Below are 21,685 nucleotides of genomic sequence, written 5' to 3'. Positions count from 1 at the left end.
TCACGCTAAGCCCAGTTCGCGGGTCATATTTTCGTTTCGATCCTGATGCACAATCACATTATCTTCGATACGAATGCCGCCAAAAGGTCGCAGCTCATCAACGGTGCGCCAATTGATCTGCTGACCACGGCTATCTTGTTTTAGCTCATTGAGTAAAGTGTCGATAATGTATAATCCTGGCTCCATCGTAAGCACTTGGTTTGGTGCCAAAATGCGGGTGCAACGCAGGAACGGATGAGCCTCAGGGGCCGGAATATGGGTACCACGCTCATCGAAGGCAAAACCTCCCACATCATGCACTTGCAAGCCTAGCATATGGCCGAGTCCGTGGGGAAAGAAGGCGCTGGTAATGCCTTGGTCGACTAAGCCTTGGGCATCGCCCGTGGCTAGCTCAAAATCCAACAGCATTTGCGCGACTTTGCCATGGGTCGCCAAATGTAAATCGGGATAACGCACACCCGGGCGCATCATATCGATCAGCTCGAGCTGCGCCTTGTTCATGGCAGTGATCAATTCGTCAAAGCGATTCTTCTCAAACGCATAGGTACGAGTGATATCCGACGCATAACCAAAATAACTAGCACCCGCATCGATTAAAAAAGATAAACGTCGCGCCGGATTTTGATGCTCGAGTGCGGTGTAATGCAAAATCGCCGCATTTTGGTTTAAGGCAATGATATTACCGTAGGGCACTTCGTTCTCGCCCTGTCCCACGGCAGATAAATACTGCTGCTGAATTTCAAACTCGCTGGCACCGTTATAGAAGGCATTTTTAGCCGCTAAATGCCCTTGCACCGCAATCTGGTTCGCTCGGCGCATACATTCGAGTTCATATTCGGTTTTAGTGGTACGGTGAAAATGCAGATAGCTCATCACAGAGTCAGGATTGCGACTGGTGAAACCCAGCACCTCAGCCACATCTAAATGCTCACCCAAATAAGCCCAGTTAGCGATATCGCTAGGCAATAGTTCGGCAACCTTATCGGCCTTAGTGAGTAATTTGATCTCAAAATGCTCGGTCCAGAACATCTCCGGCACGTCAGACACCTTATGCCAAAAATCCACAGGGCGATAAAAAATCAGTTGCGGCTTATCGCGACCATTCACCACTAACCAACAGTTAGGGTTATCCAACACAGGTAACCAAGCCTTGAAATGGGGATTGGCTTTAAAAGGATAATTAATGTCGTCCAAAAACATTCGATGTGGCTGACCCGAGTGGATCACTAAACCTGATAATGCTTCACGCGATACAATTTCAGCAACTCGACGATTAAGCTCGGCGATGTGGGCATGATAGTGATGAGCCAAGTGATCCATGTTTCATATCCTGTAATGAACGATAGTTAATAAAAAAACCGCAAATCTGACTAAGCCATATAGGCTCAGTGTTTTCCTCTACTTACGCCCTCATTTCGCACGGGGTAGCAAATTCTCGATTTAAGCCTATGCTTTTGATTATAAAAATAAAATTACCCAACTAGCCAGCGAGTAATACCGCTAAAGTACAAATTCCCACTACGTACTCTTTCGCGTAATCTGGCACTTCTACACTTTGTGCAGTGTATCACAAAGCTGAAAATTCACTCTAGCCGACAAGAAATTAAACAGTCGTTTAAATTGGGTGTTGTAATTTATCGAATTTCGAAGCACACTGGCACACAACTGGTCAAATGATGGCCGAAGCTGCTGTGAGATAGAGAGTCGTACTAACACCAAAAAATAATGGTGGGTATCACTTTAATGCAAAAGGAAGCAAGCAATGATCTACCAAAGTCCTACAATTCAGGTTGAGTTACTCGAGGATAATATTGCCAAGCTGTGCTTTAACGCACCCGGTTCGGTGAACAAATTCGACAGAGAAACACTCGCCTCACTCGATGCCGCATTAGACAGCATTAAACAACAATCAAACATTCAGGCATTAGTGCTGACCTCAGGTAAAGATACCTTTATCGTAGGCGCAGACATTACTGAATTTTTAGGCTTATTCGCACAAGATGATTCAGTACTGCTCTCTTGGGTTGAACAGGCCAATGCCGTATTCAATAAACTTGAAGATTTACCTTTCCCAACCGCTTCAGCGATTAAAGGTTTTGCCCTAGGCGGCGGTTGTGAAACCATTCTGGCAACGGATTTCCGTATTGCTGACACCACAGCCAAAATCGGTCTACCCGAAACCAAGCTAGGCATCATCCCAGGCTTTGGTGGCACAGTGCGTTTACCACGTGTGATTGGTGCTGACAACGCCCTTGAGTGGATCACCACGGGTAAAGACCAAAGCGGCGAAGATGCATTAAAAGTCGGTGCGGTTGATGCCGTTGTCGCTCCAGAAGCCTTGGAAGCTGCGGCGATTCAAATGCTAAAAGATGCAGTAGCAGAAAAACTTGATTGGCAAGCGCGTCGCCAACGCAAATTATCGCCACTGACACTGCCTAAACTCGAAGCCATGATGTCTTTCACGACCGCTAAAGGCATGGTTTTCTCTGTCGCAGGCAAACATTACCCTGCACCAATGGCAGCGGTAAACGTAGTTGAACAAGCATCGACCAAAGGCCGCGCCGAAGCACTACAAATTGAACATCAAGCGTTTATCAAGTTAGCGAAAACCGATGTAGCCAAAGCACTAATCGGTATCTTCCTTAATGATCAATTCGTTAAAGGCAAAGCGAAGAAAGCGGGCAAACTCGCTAAAGATGTGAAAAGCGCAGCCGTATTAGGTGCTGGCATTATGGGTGGCGGTATCGCTTACCAAAGCGCCAGCAAAGGCACGCCAATCGTGATGAAGGATATCGCTCAACCTGCATTAGATTTAGGTTTAGGCGAAGCCGCCAAACTGTTATCTGCGCAAGTTGCTCGTGGCCGCTCTACCCCAGAAAAAATGGCTAAAGTGCTGAACAACATCACCCCAGCATTAGACTATGCCCCAGTGAAACATGCTGACGTGGTTGTCGAAGCCGTCGTTGAGCATCCAAAAGTGAAAGCACAAGTACTGGCTGAAGTTGAGCAATACGTCAGTGAAGATGCGATTATCGCCTCTAACACTTCAACCATTTCAATCAACCTGCTCGCGAAGAGCATGAAGAAGCCAGAGCGCTTCTGTGGTATGCACTTCTTCAATCCAGTGCACAAAATGCCATTGGTTGAAGTTATCCGTGGCGAGCACAGCTCAGAAGAAACCATCGCATCTGTTGTCGCCTACGCCAGCAAAATGGGTAAAACCCCAATCGTTGTAAATGATTGCCCGGGTTTCTTCGTTAACCGCGTTCTCTTCCCTTACTTTGCTGGCTTTAACGGCCTGCTCGCCGAAGGTGGCGACTTTGCCGCTATCGACAAAGTGATGGAAAAACAATTCGGCTGGCCAATGGGCCCAGCTTATCTGCTAGACGTTGTAGGTTTAGACACTGGCCACCACGCCCAAGCAGTAATGGCCGAAGGCTTCCCCGATCGTATGGGCAAATCCGGCAATGACGCGATTGACGTGATGTTCGAAAACAAACGTCTCGGTCAGAAGAATGGCAAAGGCTTCTACGCTTACTCTGTGGATAGCCGCGGTAAGCCAAAGAAAGACGTCGACCCAACCAGCTACGAGCTGCTAAAGGCTGCCTTTGGTGAACAAAAAGCATTCGATGCGGATGAAATCATCGCCCGCACAATGATCCCAATGATTATCGAAACCGTTCGCTGTTTAGAAGAAGGCATTGTGGCATCACCTGCCGAAGCAGATATGGGCTTAGTCTACGGTTTAGGCTTCCCACCATTCCGTGGTGGTGTATTCCGTTACTTAGATACTATGGGCGTAGCGAACTTTGTCGCCTTAGCAGACAAATACGCTCACTTAGGTGGTTTGTATCAAGTCACCGACGCCATGCGTGCCCTTGCAGCCAACAACGGTAGCTACTACCAAGCCTAATTAGCGGGAAAGGAATTTAATTATGAAACAAGCTGTTATCGTAGATTGCATTCGTACTCCTATGGGCCGTTCTAAGGCTGGGGTGTTCCGTAATGTACGTGCAGAAACACTCTCTGCCGAATTAATGAAAGGTCTATTACTGCGTAACCCGCAATTAGATCCCAATACGATTGAAGACGTTATTTGGGGCTGCGTGCAGCAAACCCTAGAGCAAGGCTTCAACATTGCCCGTAATGCATCATTGCTGGCAGGTATCCCGAAAACGGCTGGCGCCGTGACAGTCAACCGCCTATGTGGTTCTTCAATGGAAGCCATCCACCAAGCAGCACGTGCCATTATGACCGGCATGGGCGACACCTTTATCATCGGTGGAGTTGAGCATATGGGCCACGTGCCGATGAACCACGGTGTGGACTTCCACCCAGGTTTAGCTAATAACGTCGCCAAAGCCTCCGGCATGATGGGCTTAACCGCTGAGATGTTAGGTAAGCTTCACGGTATTACCCGTGAGCAGCAGGATGCCTTTGCCGTACGTTCACACCAACGCGCTTACGCTGCCACAGTTGAAGGCCGTTTTGCCAAGGAAATCTATGGCATTGAAGGCCATGATGCTAACGGTGCACTGATTAAAGTACTGCACGACGAAGTGATTCGCCCTGAAACGACCATGGAATCGTTAGCAGCACTGCGCCCGGTATTCGATCCTGCAAACGGTACTGTGACTGCGGGAACATCATCAGCCTTATCCGACGGCGCTTCGGCCATGTTGATAATGGAAGAATCTAAAGCGCGCGCACTTGGCTTACCAATCCGTGCTCGCATTCGCTCTATGGCGGTTGCAGGTTGTGACGCAGCTATTATGGGTTACGGCCCAGTGCCAGCCACACAAAAAGCACTGGCTCGCGCAGGCATTACCGTTGCCGACTTAGATGTGATTGAACTTAACGAAGCCTTTGCTGCTCAGTCTTTACCTTGTGTGAAAGATTTAGGTTTAGCAGATGTGGTTGATGACAAAATCAACCTCAACGGCGGCGCAATTGCACTAGGTCACCCACTGGGTTGTTCTGGCGCGCGTATTTCAACGACGCTGATCAACCTGATGGAACACAAAGATGCGACCTTAGGTTTAGCCACTATGTGTATCGGTTTAGGCCAAGGTATTGCAACCGTTTTCGAACGCGTTTAATCCTTAACGATTCTCCCTTCAAAGCCGGACTCAGTTCCGGCTTTTTTATGCAGCTTTAAAATCATTGTGAAATAATGCCACGCTAAAACGTCGATGATAAAGTTGCTAAGCCAAAAACGCTTAAAGTTAGATTATCTCGATTTTATAGCAGCTATAAAAGTCCCGTATTTTTTATGATGAAGAGTTCCCTTTCTCAAGCATTTGAGAAAGATTAGGGATCACGAAATAACATTGTTCCACGTGAAACATCTCACTAATCCCGACTCTCGGATAAATAAAATGGAGTAAAACCAATTACCCGTTGCATCACAAAATCAGGCCGCCAACTTGGTTTATCCAAACCACTGGAGTAACATTAGCCAATTCTGTTTAACCGTTCAGTCGAGGTCATATGAACGACGTTTTCTCAACCGCACAACACAAACTGGATGCTCTTGGTTTGCGCTGCCCAGAACCAGTAATGATGGTGCGTAAAACGGTAAGACAAATGGCTCAAGGAGAAACACTGCTTATCATCGCGGATGATCCTGCTACTACCCGTGATATTCCCAGTTTTTGTGAGTTTATGGATCACACACTGATCGCCAGTGAAACTGGCCAAACACCCTATCAATATTTGATTAAAAAGGGACTCTAAGTCCCAACATCGACATTAGGATAAGGACATCAAACATGCCGAAACTAGTTGCTATCGCCTATAAAACGATTAAACGCGGACCAATGAATGAGGTGCTGTGCGCGAATGTCACCCAGCACAGCGGTATTGAAAAAGATGTATTTGGTCGCCCAGGCAAAAGGCAAGTCACAGTACTCTCGCTCCAGCAGTGGCAAATAGCGTGTCAAAGTATAGGTGCAAATTTACCTTGGACGACTCGCCGCGCCAATCTTTTAGTCGATGGATTAACTTTTAGTCCTGCCGATGTGGGTAAACAGTTGCACATTGGGGATCTCTGCCTCGAAGTCACAGGAGAAACTGATCCCTGTAAAAAGATGGACCAAGCTCATGCCGGCTTAGAGTCAGCACTAACACCTGATTGGCGAGGCGGTGTCACTTGCCGTGTTATCAATGATGCCATGATCCACATCGGCGATCCCGTCACATTAAACTAATCATCACTTCCTGGAGAGTAAGCTGCATTACTCTCCCACAGTTTCTCCGCCTCAGCTGCTGCCCCTCGGTCATTAATTGAAACAGTATTTCCGTTTTCCTTACAGGGTATTTGTGCGATAACTTAGCGTAGCATTAACAAATATTTATCCAACCTGATAACAATCAAGCCCTAGAATAACGATAACAGGACATAACATGTTGAAACCTAAGCTGACACCGCTTTATATCGCCCTGATGCTTGGCCTTAACTCCCACGCTGTACAGGCAGCAGATGCCCAAAAAACGAGTTGGGACGTCAATGCGCCAGCCAGTGCCCCGCTAGAAAAAGTGGCAATAGATGTAACCGAAGGCACTTGGATGAACATCAGTGTCAGTCCAGACGGCAAACATTTAGTATTCGATTTACTCGGTGATATTTATCAAATCCCAGTCACGGGTGGCGAAGCTAAACAATTAGCTCAAGGCATAGCCTGGCAAATGCAGCCCGTTTATAGCCCTGATGGTAAACACATCGCCTTTACCTCGGATGCGGATGGTGGTGACAATATTTGGATTATGGATGCCGATGGCAGCAATCCACGCACCGTCACATCAGAAACTTTTCGCTTACTCAACAGCCCAGCGTGGAGCCCTGATTCGCAATATTTAGTGGGTCGTAAACATTTTACCGCCAGTCGTAGTTTAGGTGCCGGCGAAGTCTGGCTCTACCATGTAGCAGGTGGCGAAGGTGTAAAACTCACCGAACGCCCAAATGATGAGAAAGACTTAGGTGAACCCGCCTATTCACCCGATGGTCGCTATATCTATTTCAGTCAAGATGACACCCCAGGAAAAACCTTCCATTATTCCAAAGACTCAGTAAACGGCATCTATAAAATCAAGCGTTACGATACTAAAACAGGTGATATCGAAATTCTGATCGAAGGGACTGGCGGAGCCATTCGCCCAACCCCAAGCCCTGATGGCACCAAACTGGCCTACATCAAGCGTGATGATTTCCAATCATCCTTATATTTGCTTGATTTGAAATCCGGTGAAACCACTAAACTGTTCGGTGATTTAGACCGCGATATGCAAGAGACTTGGGCAATCCATGGTGTTTACCCGACGATGGCATGGACTCCAGACAACAAAGACATCTTCTTCTGGGCTAAGGGCAAAATTAACCGCCTCAACGTTGCTAATAAAACGGTCACCGATATTCCATTTTCTGTAAAAACCCAATTAGACGTTCAGCCTTCAGTACGCTTTAAACAAGATATTGATAAAGATGTATTCGATGTAAAAATGCTGCGAATGGCACAAGTTTCACCGGATGGCAGTAAGGTCGCCTTCGAAGCATTGGGTAAAATCTGGTTGAAGACACTTCCCGATGGCAAGATGTCGCGCTTAACCGAGTTAGATAACAATATCGAAGAACTCTATCCCCAGTGGTCGCGTGATGGCAAAAATATTGTCTTCACAACTTGGAATGACCAAGACCAAGGCACAGTACAAGTGATCAGCGCTAAAGGTGGCAAAGCGAAACAACTTACCACTGAGCCAGGAAAATACGTCGAGCCCACCTTTTCTCCCGATGGCGAACTTGTGGTGTATCGTAAAACCCAAGGCGGCCATCTCACACCTCGAACTTGGTCGCAGGAACCAGGTCTGTACAAGGTCGATTTAAAAACCAAACAAAATAAGAAAATCTCCGCAGAAGGCTATCAAGCACAATTCGGAGCCTCAGCCGATCGCATATTTTTTATGAATAGTGGTGAAGATGACACACCGCAGCTTGCCTCTATTAACTTGGATGGGTTTGATAAGCGCGTTCACTACAGCAGTAAACATGCAACCGAATTTAGAGTCTCACCCGACGGTAAACAGCTCGCCTTTGCCGAGCGCTTTAAAGTTTGGGTGACGCCCTTTGCTAAACATGGTGAAACCGTTGAAATCGGCCCTAACGCCAGCAATCTTCCCGTCACTCAGTTAAGTGTGCGAGCCGGCGAAAGTATCAGTTGGAATAGCAAGAGTAATCAACTCTATTGGACTCTTGGCCCAGAACTGTACCAAGCCAATGTTGATTCACAGTATCTCAAAAAGGACGTGCAAGCTAAGCCAAGCATTATCAACTTAGGCTTTACTGAAAAAGCTGATGTTCCACGTGGAACAGTCGCCTTTGTCGGCGGTAAAGTGATCACCATGGAAAATGACCAAGTCATCGATAAGGGTGTAGTGATCGTCAAAGACAATCATATTGTTGCTGTTGGCGACGCTAACACGGCAATTCCAAAGGATGCACAAGTTATCGATATAAGCGGCAAATCCATTATGCCAGGTTTGTTTGACGCTCACGCCCATGGCGCCCAGGCCGATGATGAAATCGTGCCCCAACAAAACTGGGCACTCTACTCTGGATTATCCCTAGGCGTGACGACCATCCATGATCCATCGAACGATACCACTGAAATCTTTGCCGCTTCTGAGCAACAAAAAGCTGGTAATATCGTTGGCCCGCGGATTTTCTCCACTGGAACAATTCTCTACGGCGCAAATGCACCCGGATACACCTCGCATATCGACTCACTCGATGATGCAAAATTCCATTTAGAGCGACTCAAAAAAGTTGGTGCCTTTAGCGTTAAGAGCTACAACCAACCGCGTCGCAATCAAAGACAACAGGTTATCGCTGCAGCTCGTGAACTCGAAATGATGGTCGTGCCAGAGGGTGGCAGCTTACTGCAACATAACCTGACCATGGTTGCCGATGGTCATACCACCGTAGAACACTCGTTACCCGTGGCAAATATTTATAACGATATTAAACAGTTCTGGGGCCAAACTAAGGTCGGTTACACTCCAACCTTGGTCGTCGCCTACGGCGGTATTTCGGGTGAAAACTATTGGTATGATAAGACCGATGTGTGGGCCCATCCACGTTTGTCTATGTATGTGCCAAGCGATATTTTGCAGGCTCGCTCTATGCGTCGCCCCCATGCACCAGACGGTCACTACAATCATTTTAACGTTGCTAAAGTGGCGAATGAGTTTAATAAATTAGGCATTCATCCAAATATTGGCGCCCACGGTCAACGTGAGGGTTTAGCCGCCCATTGGGAAATGTGGATGTTCGCCCAAGGCGGCATGAGCAATATGGATGTACTCAAAACTGCGACCATTAACCCAGCCACCACCTTCGGCCTAGAGCATCAACTTGGCTCGATAAAGACAGGTAAGCTTGCAGATTTAATCGTTATTGATGGCGATCCATTAGCGGATATTCGCGTCACAGATAAAGTCACTTATACTATGGTCAATGGTAAGTTGTTTGATGCTGAGTCGATGAACCAACTCAATGGCAGCAAACAACAGCGTAAGCCTTTCTTCTTCGAGAAAATCTAATCTCAACAAGGTGAAATAACAAAAGGCATGTTCCACGTGGAACATGCCTTTTTATTTTGGATTTTTAGCTCAATAAAATAAGTACTTATTTGCCGCCACAGCAAGCATCATAGGCGATGCAATCAACTAGATGATCGTTCACCATTCCCACAGCCTGCATAAAAGCATAACAAATCGTTGGGCCAACAAAGTTAAAGTCGAGTTTTTTTAACGCCTTGGACATTGCCTCAGACTCAGGTGTTTGCACAGGCACCTGCGACATGGAAGTAAACTGATTAACCTTAGGCTTACCACCAACAAAGCTCCACAGAAATTCAGAAAAATCTTTGCCATCCGCAGTGTAGGCTAAATAGCCTTTTGCATTACGAATAATCGAATGGATCTTAAGGCGATTACGCACAATACCTGGATTGTTCATCAACTCTTCAACCTTAGCGTCGTCGAAAGTGGCAATTACTGTCGGCTCAAAATCCGCAAAAGCTTGTTCGTAGTTTTGCTGCTTCTTTAAGATAGTAATCCAAGACAACCCTGCTTGTTGGCCATCTAAACAGAGCTTGGCAAACAACTCCTTCGAATCATAAACTGGGCGTCCCCACACTTTATCGTGGTACTCACGATACAAGGGATCATCGCTGACCCAATTACAGCGGATTTCTTCCATGGCCTATCTACCTTAACGTTTTAACGAAGAAGGTAAAAAATAACCTACATAAGCAGAGATCTACAAGGTATAATCGAAACCATTTTCTATTCAAGCTGACGGCAGTAGACAAGTAGACATGACGACGAAACACGACGTAAAAACATTTCAGGGTTTCATTCTAACCCTACAGGAATATTGGGCGCAGCAAGGCTGTGCAATCGTTCAACCTCTAGATATGGAAGTCGGTGCGGGTACATTCCACCCACAAACTTTCCTACGCTCTTTAGGGCCTGAGCCAATGAGCAGTGCCTATGTGCAGCCATCGCGCCGCCCTACCGACGGCCGTTACGGTGAAAACCCAAACCGTCTGCAGCACTACTACCAATTCCAAGTCGTGTTAAAACCGTCACCGGATAATATCCAAGAACTCTATTTAGGTTCTCTGCAAGCTCTTGGTATTGATACACAAATCCATGATATCCGTTTTGTGGAAGACAACTGGGAATCACCAACGCTAGGCGCTTGGGGTCTGGGTTGGGAAGTCTGGTTAAACGGCATGGAAGTGACTCAGTTTACTTACTTCCAACAAGTCGGCGGCTTAGAGTGTAGCCCTGTCACAGGTGAAATCACATACGGTTTAGAGCGTCTCGCCATGTATATCCAAGGTGTGGATAGCGTTTACGACCTAGTATGGACCGATGGCCCCATGGGTCGCATCACCTACGGCGATGTGTTCCACCAAAACGAAGTTGAGCAATCGACCTATAACTTTGAACACGCAGACGTCGACTTTATGTTTGCCCTGTTCGATCAATGCGAAAAAATGTGTCAGCACTTATTGTCGCTTGAAAAACCATTACCTCTGCCAGCCTATGAGCAAGTGATGAAAGCCTCGCACGCCTTCAACCTGCTCGATGCACGCCACGCCATTTCAGTGACTGAACGTCAGCGTTATATCCTGCGCGTTCGTACAATGGCTAAAGCCGTTGCTGAATCCTATTATCAGGCACGCGAAGCGCTTGGCTTCCCAATGTGTAAGTAGAGGTAACACATGAATTTTGAAAACTTACTCATCGAGTTAGGCACTGAAGAACTGCCACCAAAGGCGCTGCGTAAACTGGCTGAGTCTTTCTTAGCAAACTTCACCGAAGAATTAACCAAAGCCGATTTAGCTTTTAAATCAGCTGTTTGGTACGCTGCGCCCCGTCGTCTCGCCATTAATGTGACAGAACTAGCGCTTGCTCAAGCGGACAAAATCGTTGAAAAACGCGGCCCAGCTGTCAGCTCAGCTTTCGATGCCGAAGGTAAACCAACCAAAGCCGCAGAAGGTTGGGCACGTGGTAACGGTATCACTGTTGACCAAGCTGAGCGTTTGGTGACCGACAAAGGCGAATGGCTGGTTTATAACGCCAAAGTAGAAGGCGTTGAAACTAAGAGCTTAATTGCTGCTATGGCACAACGTGCGCTGGATAAGCTACCCATTCCTAAGCCAATGCGCTGGGGAAGCAGCAAGACACAATTTATTCGCCCGGTTCACACCGCTACCATGCTGTTAGGCAGTGAGTTAATCGAAGGTGAATTGCTCGGCATTAAATCGGCACGTAATGTTCGTGGTCACCGCTTTATGGGTACAGGCTTCGAGCTTGACCATGCAGACAACTACCTGACGCTGCTGAAAGAAAAAGGTAAAGTCATCGCCGACTACGAAAGCCGTAAAGCCTTAATCAAAGCCGATGCCGAAAAAGCGGCCGCTAAGATTGGTGGCACCGCCGATATAGAAGACGACCTGCTGGAAGAAGTCACCTCTTTAGTTGAATGGCCAGTCGTATTAACCGCAAGCTTTGAAGAGAAGTTCTTGAACGTGCCTTCAGAAGCCTTGGTTTATACGATGAAGGGCGATCAGAAATACTTCCCAGTATTCGATGATGCCGGTAAGTTACTGCCAAACTTCATCTTTGTCGCGAACATCGAATCAAAAGATCCGGCGCAAATCATTGCTGGTAATGAGAAAGTGGTTCGTCCACGCTTGGCTGATGCTGAGTTTTTCTTTAATACCGATAAGAAGCACACGCTGGAATCACGTTTGCCAAGCCTTGAGACTGTGTTGTTCCAGCAACAGCTCGGCACCTTAAAAGACAAAGTGACTCGTATCTCTGCCCTAGCCGCCTTTATTGCCGAGCAAACTGGCGCTAACGCCGTTGATGCAGCGCGCGCTGGTTTATTGTCTAAAACAGACTTAATGACCAATATGGTGATGGAGTTTACCGATACGCAAGGCACTATGGGCATGCATTACGCCCGCCTAGACGGTGAAACTGAAGCCGTAGCCTTAGCCATGGAAGAGCAATACAAGCCAAAATTCTCTGGCGATACGGTTCCGACGGCAGCGGTATCTTGCGCAGTCGCTTTAGCGGATAAACTCGATACCTTAGTCGGTATCTTCGGTATTGGTCAGGCACCTAAGGGCGCAGCTGACCCATTTGCTCTACGCCGCGCCGCCATTGGTGTGCTACGCATTATCGTTGAGAACAAGCTGCCACTAGACTTAGTGACCCTAATTGCTAAGGCTCAGGAACTCCATGGAACCAACTTAAGCAACGCGAATGCAAGCGATGAAGTGCTTGAGTTCTTAATGGCACGTTTCCGTGCTTGGTACCAAGATAAAGGTATCGATGTTGATGTGATCCTCGCCGTATTAGCACGTCGCCCAACTCGCCCAGCTGACTTTGATAGCCGTATCAATGCGGTATCACACTTCAGAAGCTTAGAAGCCTCTAGCGCTCTGGCAGCGGCGAATAAGCGTGTATCTAACATTCTGGCGAAAGTAGAAGGCAAACTACCGACTGCGATTAATTCAGCTCTGTTAGCCGAAGCAGCAGAGCAAGCGTTAGCTGCAAAACTTGCTGAACTTCAGCCTCTGCTTGCTCCACTGTTTGCTAATGCGGATTACCAACAGGCATTAACGCTGCTGGCGAGCTTACGTGAAAGTGTTGACCAGTTCTTCGAAGACGTGATGGTAATGGCCGATGACGAAGCCCTGAAAAACAACCGTTTAGCCCTGCTAAATAATCTACGTGAGCAATTCTTACATGTAGCGGATATTTCTCTACTCCAGTAAGTCACACGTTAGGTACCAATAAAAAACGCGCTGATAGCGCGTTTTTTATTGGCTGCAATTTATTAAAATTGCTGGAGTTTTTCATGCAACGCCTCAAATTGAACTTGATCGAGTCCAACCAAGGCTAACAAGTTGCTCTGCATGTCAGCAGGCAATTTACCCGCTTGCTGCAGCATCGAAATCTCACTGATGATATTTGCGCGCCAAACCACTGCGGCAATCCCCTCATGCGGCCGGGTATGTACGTGGGCAAGTTTATCCAGTTCAGCTTCAAAAATACTGGGTAACTGCCAATATCTTGCTAATAACGCACTTAAGGTAAGTGATTTGGCCGTCATCACTTGTCGGAATAACCAAGAATTTGGCTGCTCACCAGGCTCTGCTTGCACAAAAGCATCAAGCAACATTTTGAAGATGGCGAGCTTACCCACATCATGCAGTAATCCTAATAGGAATGCGGTATCCCTATCTTCTTCACTCAGTTCGCTAGTTAAAAAGGCCACCTGCATTGAATGACGCCAAATCTCAGCGCCAAAGCGCCGAAAATAAATGGGTTTAATATCTAGCATCTCACGCACTAGGCAGCTAGTCACAAAGCAACGTAACTGTTCACGGCCAAGTTGTACTAAAGCTTGCTGCAAGCTAGTCACTTCCCGCTCACCACGCTTAAAGGCCGGTGAGTTACACAGCTTAAGCACTTCGACGCTCAGTAAGGGATCTTGCTCGATTAACGCCAACAAGTCTTTAGTATCAAACTGTGGATCAGCTAACTTACGGTCTAGCTCCAATACCTTAGAGGGAAGCTTAAGCACCTTTTCTGCGATCACTTGTGGCGATGCTAAGGCGAGCTCTATTTCAGCCATTACTCGCCGTTCAAGGTTATTAGCAACGCCACCAGCATCTTTGGTTCTGGCGGGGAATAACAAACTATAAAACAGCGCCGCTAAGTCAATACTCATCGAAGTATCACATTGCTCTTCTACAAGTTTTTTAGGTGACGCTGTCGTTATAGGTTTGCTGAGATCGGTCTGACTAAAGCTTTTAGGTCGCTCAAGTGTTGCTTGTTCACGGATATTAAAAATTTTGTTGAATATGGATTTAATCAAAATATTCCAACCTATGAAAGCTGTGTTTACTGAGCCAGTATTACATTATCCGTCCATTGTAATTGATATGCTAGAGCAGCCACTATCAGTATTATGTGCAGCTTGAGTATATGTTGCCAAACTTAAGATAAGGTTACCAAGTCGAATTGTTTCACGTGAAACCATAGTCCAATTTAGCTTGATAGCGTGAGCAATTTGAATAGCTGAATATGAGCATGCAACAACTCAACGGCTCGGAGAAAAACAAACATAATGTATAGTGATTAGCACGACTCAAAATTGGAAGGCGCTTATGAAACTCTATATCGGCAATAAAAACTACTCTAGCTGGTCGCTCCGAGCTTGGTTAATGGCTGCGAAATCAGGCGTTAAGTTCGATGAAGTGCTATTACAACTCGATACCGATAGCTTCTACCAGCAACTCCAATCCATTTCGCCAACGCTCAAAGTACCAACACTGGTCGATGGTGACATTACCGTTTGGGATTCACTGTCGATTTGTGAATATATCAATGATTGTTATCTTTCAGGCGCTGCATGGCCACAAGAGCCAAAACAAAAAGCCAAGGCTCGCTCCCTCGCCTGTGAAATGCATTCAGGCTTTCATGCCCTGCGAAATGCCCTGCCTATGAATATCCGTGCCCGTCGATATGTCGAGCTTAACCCCGCTGTTCAGCAAGATATTGCTCGGATCGACAGCATTTGGTCTCAGCAAATGACTGAGTTTACCCCATCCAAAAATCAGGGCACTTGGTTATTTGGCGAGTGGTCAATCGCCGATATGATGTTTGCACCAGTGGTAATGCGCTTCTTTACCTATGAGATTGAAGTCTCGCAAGCGAGCCGAGCGTATATGGAATTTATTGTGAGCCAGCCAGAAATGCAGGCTTGGATAACTGCCGCAAAAGCGGAGACTGAAATTGTCGAAGCTGATGAGGCAGGTGTTGATAGGTAATTTTTTGCAAAAGAAAAGGGAAAGCTAAGCTTTCCCTTTTTTATCAATCACTTTAGTCTGTAAAAAACGATATTAAACGTCTAGATATTAAACGTCTAAGTTAGCCACGTTCAGCGCGTTGGCTTCAATAAACTCACGACGCGGTTCTACTTGATCGCCCATCAAGCAAGTAAACAATTGGTCTGCGCCGACGGCGTCATCAATGGTCACTTGCAGCATACGCCGTGATTCAGGATCCATTGTGGTTTCCCACAATTGCTCAGGGTTCATCTCACCCAATCCTTTATAACGTTGGATATATAAACCACGTTTAGCTTCTGAAATCGTCCAATCTAGTGCTTCAATGAAGCTGCCGACTTCTTTCACTCGGTCACCACGTTGCACATAACCACCGGCTTCAATCAAGCCTTCTAGGGCTGCACCTAACTTAGCAATACGTTGATAATCCATTGATTGGAAGAAGTCATAGCTAAATAGGTAATGCGTGTCGATACCATGTTTACGAATGGTGATCTTTGGCAGATACACTTTACGCTCAGGATCGAGTACAGGCTCACCAGAATACAGCACGCCGCTATTTTCTAATTCCACCAACTCATGGATAAAGGCGTCTATCCATTCCTTCATCTTAGCTTCATCGGCCAACATCTCATTGCTGATCATTGGGTGGTAAAGCATCCGATTAGTGATATGCGTTGGATAACGTTGCTCTAAACGGGCAACAATCGCCTCTACTTCGCGGTATTGCGTCACTAAACGCTCTAATGGCTCACCCGACATACCTGGCGCACCTTGAGATGGATAAATGCTGGTGCCATCTAGTGCTTGAGTGGTCAAATACTGAGTCAGTGCCGCTTCGTCTTTCAGATATTGTTCTTGCTTACCTTTCTTCACTTTGAATAAAGGTGGTTGAGCAATATACACATAACCACGTTCAATCAGTTCAGGCATTTGGCGGAAGAAGAAGGTCAACAGCAAGGTACGAATGTGCGAGCCGTCGACGTCAGCATCCGTCATGATGATGATGTTGTGGTAGCGAGTCTTATCTGGGTTGTATTCATCACGACCAATACCACAGCCAAGTGCGGTGATTAGTGTGGCAACCTCTTGAGAAGACAGCATTTTATCGAAACGAGCTTTCTCAACGTTTAAGATTTTACCTTTCAGTGGCAGAATCGCTTGATTCTTACGATTACGTCCCTGCTTAGCGCTACCGCCAGCAGAGTCCCCTTCCACTATGTAGATTTCTGAAAGACCAGGATCTTTCTCTTGGCAATCCGCCAGCTTACCAGGCAAACCACCTAAATCGAGCGCGCCTTTACGACGGGTCATTTCACGGGCTTTACGCGCCGCTTCACGGGCACGAGCCGCATCAACAATCTTACCAACGATTAGCTTAGCATCGGCTGGGTTTTCAAGCAGATAGTCGTTTAGCTTTTCACCCATGGTTTGTTCAACCGCGGCTTTCACTTCGCTAGACACTAGCTTGTCTTTGGTTTGCGAGCTGAACTTAGGATCGGGCACTTTAACCGAGATAACAGCCGTTAAACCTTCGCGGGCGTCATCGCCAGTCGCGTTGGTTTTGCCTTTCTTGTTATAACCTTCGTTTTCCATGTAGTTGTTGAGGTTACGTGTCAACGCACTACGGAAACCAGCTAAGTGAGTACCACCGTCACGCTGCGGGATGTTGTTGGTAAAACAGAATATGTTTTCTTGGTAACCATCGTTCCACTGCATCGCCACTTCAACGGTAATGCCGTCGTCACGCTCCTGCATAAAGTGGAATACATCTTTGTTTACCGGCGTTTTATTACGGTTCAAGTAATCAACGAATGCGCTGATACCGCCTTCGTATTTAAAGAATTCGTTTTTATTATCACGCTCGTCGACTAAGCGAATCCCCACACCAGAGTTAAGGAACGATAATTCTCGCACCCGTTTAGCCAGGATTTCAAAGTGAAACTCAACATCACTGAAAGTTTGCTCACTTGGCCAGAAACGGATTTCGGTACCCGTTTTAGTTGCATCACCAATCTCTTTGATTGGCGCATCAGGTACACCATGGGTGTAAAACTGCTCGTGGACTTTACCATCGCGGCGAATGGTTAATTGCAGCTTTTTAGAAAGCGCGTTGACCACCGACACACCCACACCGTGCAGACCACCTGACACTTTATAGGAGTTATCGTCGAACTTACCACCAGCATGCAGTACCGTCATGATAACTTCTGCGGCCGATACACCTTCTTCTTCATGGATAGAGACCGGAATACCACGGCCATCATCCTTAACAGAAACCGAACCATCCACATGGATAGTAATTGTGATATCAGTACAATGGCCCGCTAAGGCTTCATCGATAGAGTTATCGACTACTTCGAACACCATATGATGTAGACCCGTACCGTCGTCGGTGTCACCAATATACATCCCAGGTCTCTTACGTACTGCATCAAGGCCCTTAAGGACCTTAATACTCGAAGAATCGTAACTATTCTCTGACATATTATTCTCTCAATGGTTATTCAATTACCGTTACACGTCCGTGTTCCACATGGAACATCCTACTGGGAGGCGTGTGTAACGAATCGACTATTGCTGCTGGCTCAATGGCGGTCACAAACACTTGTGCACCAGTGTCCACTAGCTGTTTCAGCAATAGCTGCCTATGCTGTGCATCCAACTCGGATGGAAGATCATCCACAAGATAAATACTGTGTTTATCTATTTGTTGTTTGAGCAACTTTCCCTGTGCAATACGCAGTGCACAGACTAATAATTTCAATTGGCCACGGGACAGGGCATCCTGCGCCGGCAAAGTGCCTACACGAAGTCTTAAGTCAGCTTTATGGGGACCGCTGACGGTATGACCCGTAGCCAAATCTCTGGGATATTGTGATTCGAGAAGTTGTGCAAAATCCGTTTTGCTATCCCAGCCGCGGGTAAATGAAACCTTAACATTCACCTGCGGTAAAAACTCCTCGATTATACCCTTAAGTAGCTCATTTAACGAGTCTACATAACGGTTTCGTATTTCGGTGACCTGCTCGGTATAACGGACAAACTCCCGATCCCAATATTGGATTTGATCATAGGGAGAATTATTTCTAAGCAATTGATTTCGTTGTTTAAGAACCCTCCTCACATTCACCCACGCCGTATAAAACTGTGGGTCAGAATGAAAGGCGCCCCAATCAATAAATTGCCTGCGGGATTTTGGACCTTCAAACAATAACGAAAAGCTTTCCGGCGTGATGACTTGTATGGGCAAGGTTTCAGCTAAAGTCGATAGCCGTTTGACCTTTTCGCCGTCAATTTTGACTTCGGTTTCGCCACTGCGAAAACGCCGCAGACCGATTTTACTGTCGCCGCGGGGTAAATTTAAGGTCGCAAACAGGGTTAGTTTGTCTTGGTCGTTATTGATGACTCGTTGAGATAAGTGGCTGCGAAACGAACGCCCCATCCCGAGAAAGTAAATCGCCTCAAGAATACTGGTTTTGCCACTGCCATTTTGACCATAGATCAGATTAATCCCTTCACTCGGGCTCAGTTGCGCCAATTGAATATTGCGAAAAGAATCAATATTAAGACGGATAAGGCTCATGCGTTACTCATCAAACCGCATCGACGGCTCAGGCCAAGACTCAGGACTGTTATCATACCGCAATTCATATCCATTAGAGTTAATAAGGCAACAAGAGATAAGGTTTGAAGACATATACGCCGCTAAAAAGCGGCGTATGGCACTGCGTAGAAATAGGATGACTATAAGCGCATTGGCATAACCACATACATGGAATCTTCTTCCAAGTGGTTTTCCAATAAAGCACTCGAGTTCCCATCAATTAAGGTAATACGCACATCATCGGACTTAAGGTTGTTGAGCACGTCCAATAAGTAACTGACGTTGAAACCAATTTCGAGTGGCTGATTGTTGTAATCCACATCGATGATTTCTTCCGCTTCTTCTTGCTCTGGGTTATTAGCGGTGATTTTCAGTAATCCCGCTTCTAACTGAATGCGTACACCACGAAACTTCTCATTCGATAAAATAGAAGCGCGCGTTAAAGCTTGCTTGAAGTGGTTACGGCTGGCGATAACGATTTTATCACCGCCCTTAGGTAACACGCGGCGATAATCGGGGAAGCGACCATCGACTAATTTGCTGGTAAAGACTGTGGTGCTGGTGGTCGCGCGAATCGCGTTATCGCCAATGGCAATCGCGATATCTAAATCATCGGCTTCCAACAAACGCGCCATTTCCATCACGCCTTTACGGGGCACGATGACTTGTTTTTCAGGTAATTGTGCATCTATGGTTCTGTGACTTAAGGCTAAGCGATGACCGTCGGTAGCAATGGCGCGCAGCACATTACCTTCGGTTTCGAGCAATAAACCATTCAGATAGTAACGAACGTCTTGGTTCGCCATCGAAAACTGGGTCGCATCAATCAACGACTTCAGCACGCCTTGCTTAAGGGTGAATTCGATTTCCGTCTGAAAGGCTTCCACATTGGGGTATTCTTCTGCGGGCAGGGTTGCCAGCGAGAAACGGCTACGACCAGAGCGTAACAACCATTTGTTATCTTGCTGCTCGACCTTAAGCTCGCTTTGCTCAGGCAAAGATTTAACGATATCTAACAGCTTCTTAGCAGGAACTGTAGTTCGACCTTCTTCGATATCACCATGAATAACCGCCTGACCGACTAACTCAACTTCAAGGTCAGTACCTGTTAATTTGAGTGAGTGACCACTAACTTCTACAAGGAGATTTGCCAAAATAGGCAAGTTATGGCGTCTTTCTACCGCACCACAAACCAATTGAAGCGGCTTTAATAGGGCGTCCCTATCAATTGAAAATTTCATAGTGTCCAAATTCCTTGATTTTAAGAAGATAAGGTTCTAATCAAGTTAGCATAATCTTCTTTAATGTCGTGACTCTCTTCCCGTAGCTGAGCAATCTTACGACAGGCATGTAACACTGTGGTGTGATCTCGACCACCAAAGGCATCACCAATTTCCGGCAAGCTCTGGTTAGTTAATTCTTTGGATAACGCCATGGCCACTTGTCTTGGGCGCGCAACACTGCGCGAACGACGCTTAGACAACATATCAGCCATCTTGATTTTGTAGTATTCAGCTACGGTTTTCTGAATGTTGTCTATAGTGACTAATTTTTCCTGCAGTGCCAAGAGGTCACGTAGTGCTTCACGCACAAAATCAATCGTTATTGGGCGACCAGTAAAGTTAGCGTTGGCGATCACACGGTTTAACGCCCCTTCTAACTCGCGTACGTTTGAACGTAAGCGCTTAGCAATAAAAAAGGCCACTTCATCGGGCAGGTTAATGCCGCTCTCTTGGGCTTTACGCATCAAAATCGCCACGCGAGTTTCAAGCTCTGGCGGTTCAATTGCAACTGTTAAGCCCCAACCAAAGCGGGATTTTAATCTGTCCTCTACCCCGTCGATCTCTTTTGGATAACGATCCGATGTCAGGATGATCTGATGGTTACCTTCAAGCAGTGCGTTAAAGGTATGGAAAAATTCTTCTTGGGATCGGTCTTTATTGGCAAAAAATTGAATATCGTCGATAAACAGTGCATCGACACTACGGTAATAGCGTTTGAATTCTTCGATCGCATTGTTTTGCAGCGCTTTGACCATGTCTTGCACAAAACGCTCAGAATGCATATAAACCACTTTAGCATTGGGATTATTTTTAATGATCCCGTTACCGACAGCGTGCAACAAGTGAGTCTTACCTAGACCAGTTCCACCATATAAGAATAGTGGGTTATATGCACCGCCTGGATTTTCAGCTACTTGCAATGCAGCCGCTTTACCAAGTTGGTTTGACTTACCCTCAACGAAGTTATCGAATTGATAAGTTGGATTGATATTGCTGCGATGGTTAGTGTTAGTCACAGGCTCGGTGGTATTAAATGATGTACCAACAGAAGCCTTAGTTTGGGGATTGGGTACGCGCACTGCTGCGACGGGCGCAGGTTCTGGCTTTTTCGCGGACGGACGACTACCGATATCGAAGCGTAGCTTAGGCGCATCATTACCCATTTGCTCAGTAAAAAACTGATTAATGATATTGATGTACTTATCCCTAACCCAATCGAGCACGAAGCGGTTAGGCGCATATAACACTAAAGTATCTCCATCCATTTCGGCTTGTAACGGTCTGATCCACATACTGAACTGCTGAGCAGAAAGCTCATCTTGCAGTCTTCCGATACATTGTTGCCAAAGTGAAACCGCCAC

The 21,685-nt window shown here is 46.5% G+C and carries 15 protein-coding genes; 8 read left to right on the top strand and 7 right to left on the bottom strand.

The window, feature by feature from the left end; all coding sequences use genetic code 11:
- Positions 1-1,320 carry a Xaa-Pro dipeptidase gene (gene pepQ, locus FJD32_RS00075; RefSeq protein ID WP_023266033.1) on the bottom strand — a complete coding sequence of 440 codons (1,320 nt, stop codon included), beginning with the start codon at positions 1,318-1,320 and terminating at the stop codon, positions 1-3.
- 442 nt (positions 1,321-1,762) lie between these two features.
- On the opposite strand from pepQ, the gene fadB reads away from it, so the two are divergent.
- From fadB to FJD32_RS00050, 5 genes are all read left to right on the top strand, one after another.
- Positions 1,763-3,913: a fatty acid oxidation complex subunit alpha FadB gene (fadB, locus tag FJD32_RS00070; protein ID WP_140907433.1), complete on the top strand. Its 2,151-nt coding sequence runs from the start codon at positions 1,763-1,765 to the stop codon at positions 3,911-3,913.
- 22 nt (positions 3,914-3,935) lie between these two features.
- The gene (gene fadA, locus FJD32_RS00065; protein ID WP_037429364.1) at positions 3,936-5,099 is read left to right on the top strand and encodes an acetyl-CoA C-acyltransferase FadA; all 1,164 of its coding nucleotides are present in this window, start codon (positions 3,936-3,938) and stop codon (positions 5,097-5,099) included.
- Between the two features lie 391 nt (positions 5,100-5,490).
- Positions 5,491-5,736 (top strand): sulfurtransferase TusA, encoded by a 246-nt coding sequence (gene tusA, locus FJD32_RS00060; RefSeq protein WP_140907432.1) that lies wholly within the window; start codon positions 5,491-5,493, stop codon positions 5,734-5,736.
- Between the two features lie 35 nt (positions 5,737-5,771).
- Complete coding sequence (locus FJD32_RS00055) at positions 5,772-6,209, top strand: MOSC domain-containing protein (RefSeq protein ID WP_047538196.1); 438 nt, start codon at positions 5,772-5,774, stop codon at positions 6,207-6,209.
- A gap of 196 nt (positions 6,210-6,405) precedes the next feature.
- Positions 6,406-9,594 carry an amidohydrolase family protein gene (locus tag FJD32_RS00050; RefSeq protein WP_140907431.1) on the top strand — a complete coding sequence of 1,063 codons (3,189 nt, stop codon included), beginning with the start codon at positions 6,406-6,408 and terminating at the stop codon, positions 9,592-9,594.
- A gap of 85 nt (positions 9,595-9,679) precedes the next feature.
- Here the strand turns inward: FJD32_RS00050 and FJD32_RS00045 are convergent, their stop codons facing one another.
- Complete coding sequence (locus FJD32_RS00045; protein ID WP_140907430.1) at positions 9,680-10,255, bottom strand: DNA-3-methyladenine glycosylase I; 576 nt, start codon at positions 10,253-10,255, stop codon at positions 9,680-9,682.
- A 118-nt stretch (positions 10,256-10,373) separates the two neighbouring features.
- Between FJD32_RS00045 and glyQ the strand changes: the two genes are divergently transcribed.
- Both glyQ and glyS read left to right on the top strand, forming a co-directional pair.
- Positions 10,374-11,279 (top strand): glycine--tRNA ligase subunit alpha, encoded by a 906-nt coding sequence (gene glyQ / locus FJD32_RS00040; RefSeq protein WP_011070431.1) that lies wholly within the window; start codon positions 10,374-10,376, stop codon positions 11,277-11,279.
- 9 nt (positions 11,280-11,288) lie between these two features.
- Positions 11,289-13,355, top strand: a complete 2,067-nt coding sequence (gene glyS / locus FJD32_RS00035; protein WP_069453877.1) for a glycine--tRNA ligase subunit beta — start codon at positions 11,289-11,291, stop codon at positions 13,353-13,355.
- Positions 13,356-13,417: 62 nt separating this feature from the next.
- On the opposite strand, the gene FJD32_RS00030 is transcribed toward glyS, so the two are convergent.
- Positions 13,418-14,461 (bottom strand): HDOD domain-containing protein, encoded by a 1,044-nt coding sequence (locus FJD32_RS00030; RefSeq protein ID WP_069453878.1) that lies wholly within the window; start codon positions 14,459-14,461, stop codon positions 13,418-13,420.
- Between the two features lie 292 nt (positions 14,462-14,753).
- Between FJD32_RS00030 and FJD32_RS00025 the strand changes: the two genes are divergently transcribed.
- A complete protein-coding gene (locus FJD32_RS00025) occupies positions 14,754-15,416 on the top strand; it encodes a glutathione S-transferase family protein (RefSeq protein WP_069453879.1) in 663 nt (220 codons plus the stop codon).
- 87 nt (positions 15,417-15,503) lie between these two features.
- On the opposite strand, the gene gyrB is transcribed toward FJD32_RS00025, so the two are convergent.
- From gyrB to dnaA, 4 genes are all read right to left on the bottom strand, one after another.
- The gene (gene gyrB / locus FJD32_RS00020; protein WP_037413473.1) at positions 15,504-17,921 is read right to left on the bottom strand and encodes a DNA topoisomerase (ATP-hydrolyzing) subunit B; all 2,418 of its coding nucleotides are present in this window, start codon (positions 17,919-17,921) and stop codon (positions 15,504-15,506) included.
- Between the two features lie 16 nt (positions 17,922-17,937).
- The gene (gene recF / locus FJD32_RS00015) at positions 17,938-19,020 is read right to left on the bottom strand and encodes a DNA replication/repair protein RecF (RefSeq protein WP_140907429.1); all 1,083 of its coding nucleotides are present in this window, start codon (positions 19,018-19,020) and stop codon (positions 17,938-17,940) included.
- A 161-nt stretch (positions 19,021-19,181) separates the two neighbouring features.
- Positions 19,182-20,282 (bottom strand): DNA polymerase III subunit beta, encoded by a 1,101-nt coding sequence (gene dnaN, locus FJD32_RS00010; RefSeq protein WP_140907428.1) that lies wholly within the window; start codon positions 20,280-20,282, stop codon positions 19,182-19,184.
- A 20-nt stretch (positions 20,283-20,302) separates the two neighbouring features.
- On the bottom strand, positions 20,303-21,685 hold the full coding sequence (gene dnaA / locus FJD32_RS00005) for a chromosomal replication initiator protein DnaA (protein ID WP_037413464.1): 1,383 nt from the start codon (positions 21,683-21,685) through the stop codon (positions 20,303-20,305).

The organism is Shewanella sp. LC6 (assembly GCF_006385735.2).
GTDB classification, from domain to species: Bacteria; Pseudomonadota; Gammaproteobacteria; order Enterobacterales; family Shewanellaceae; genus Shewanella; species Shewanella xiamenensis.
Note: the sequence above shows the minus strand (reverse complement) of the source record. Positions and strands in the feature narration are given on the sequence as shown.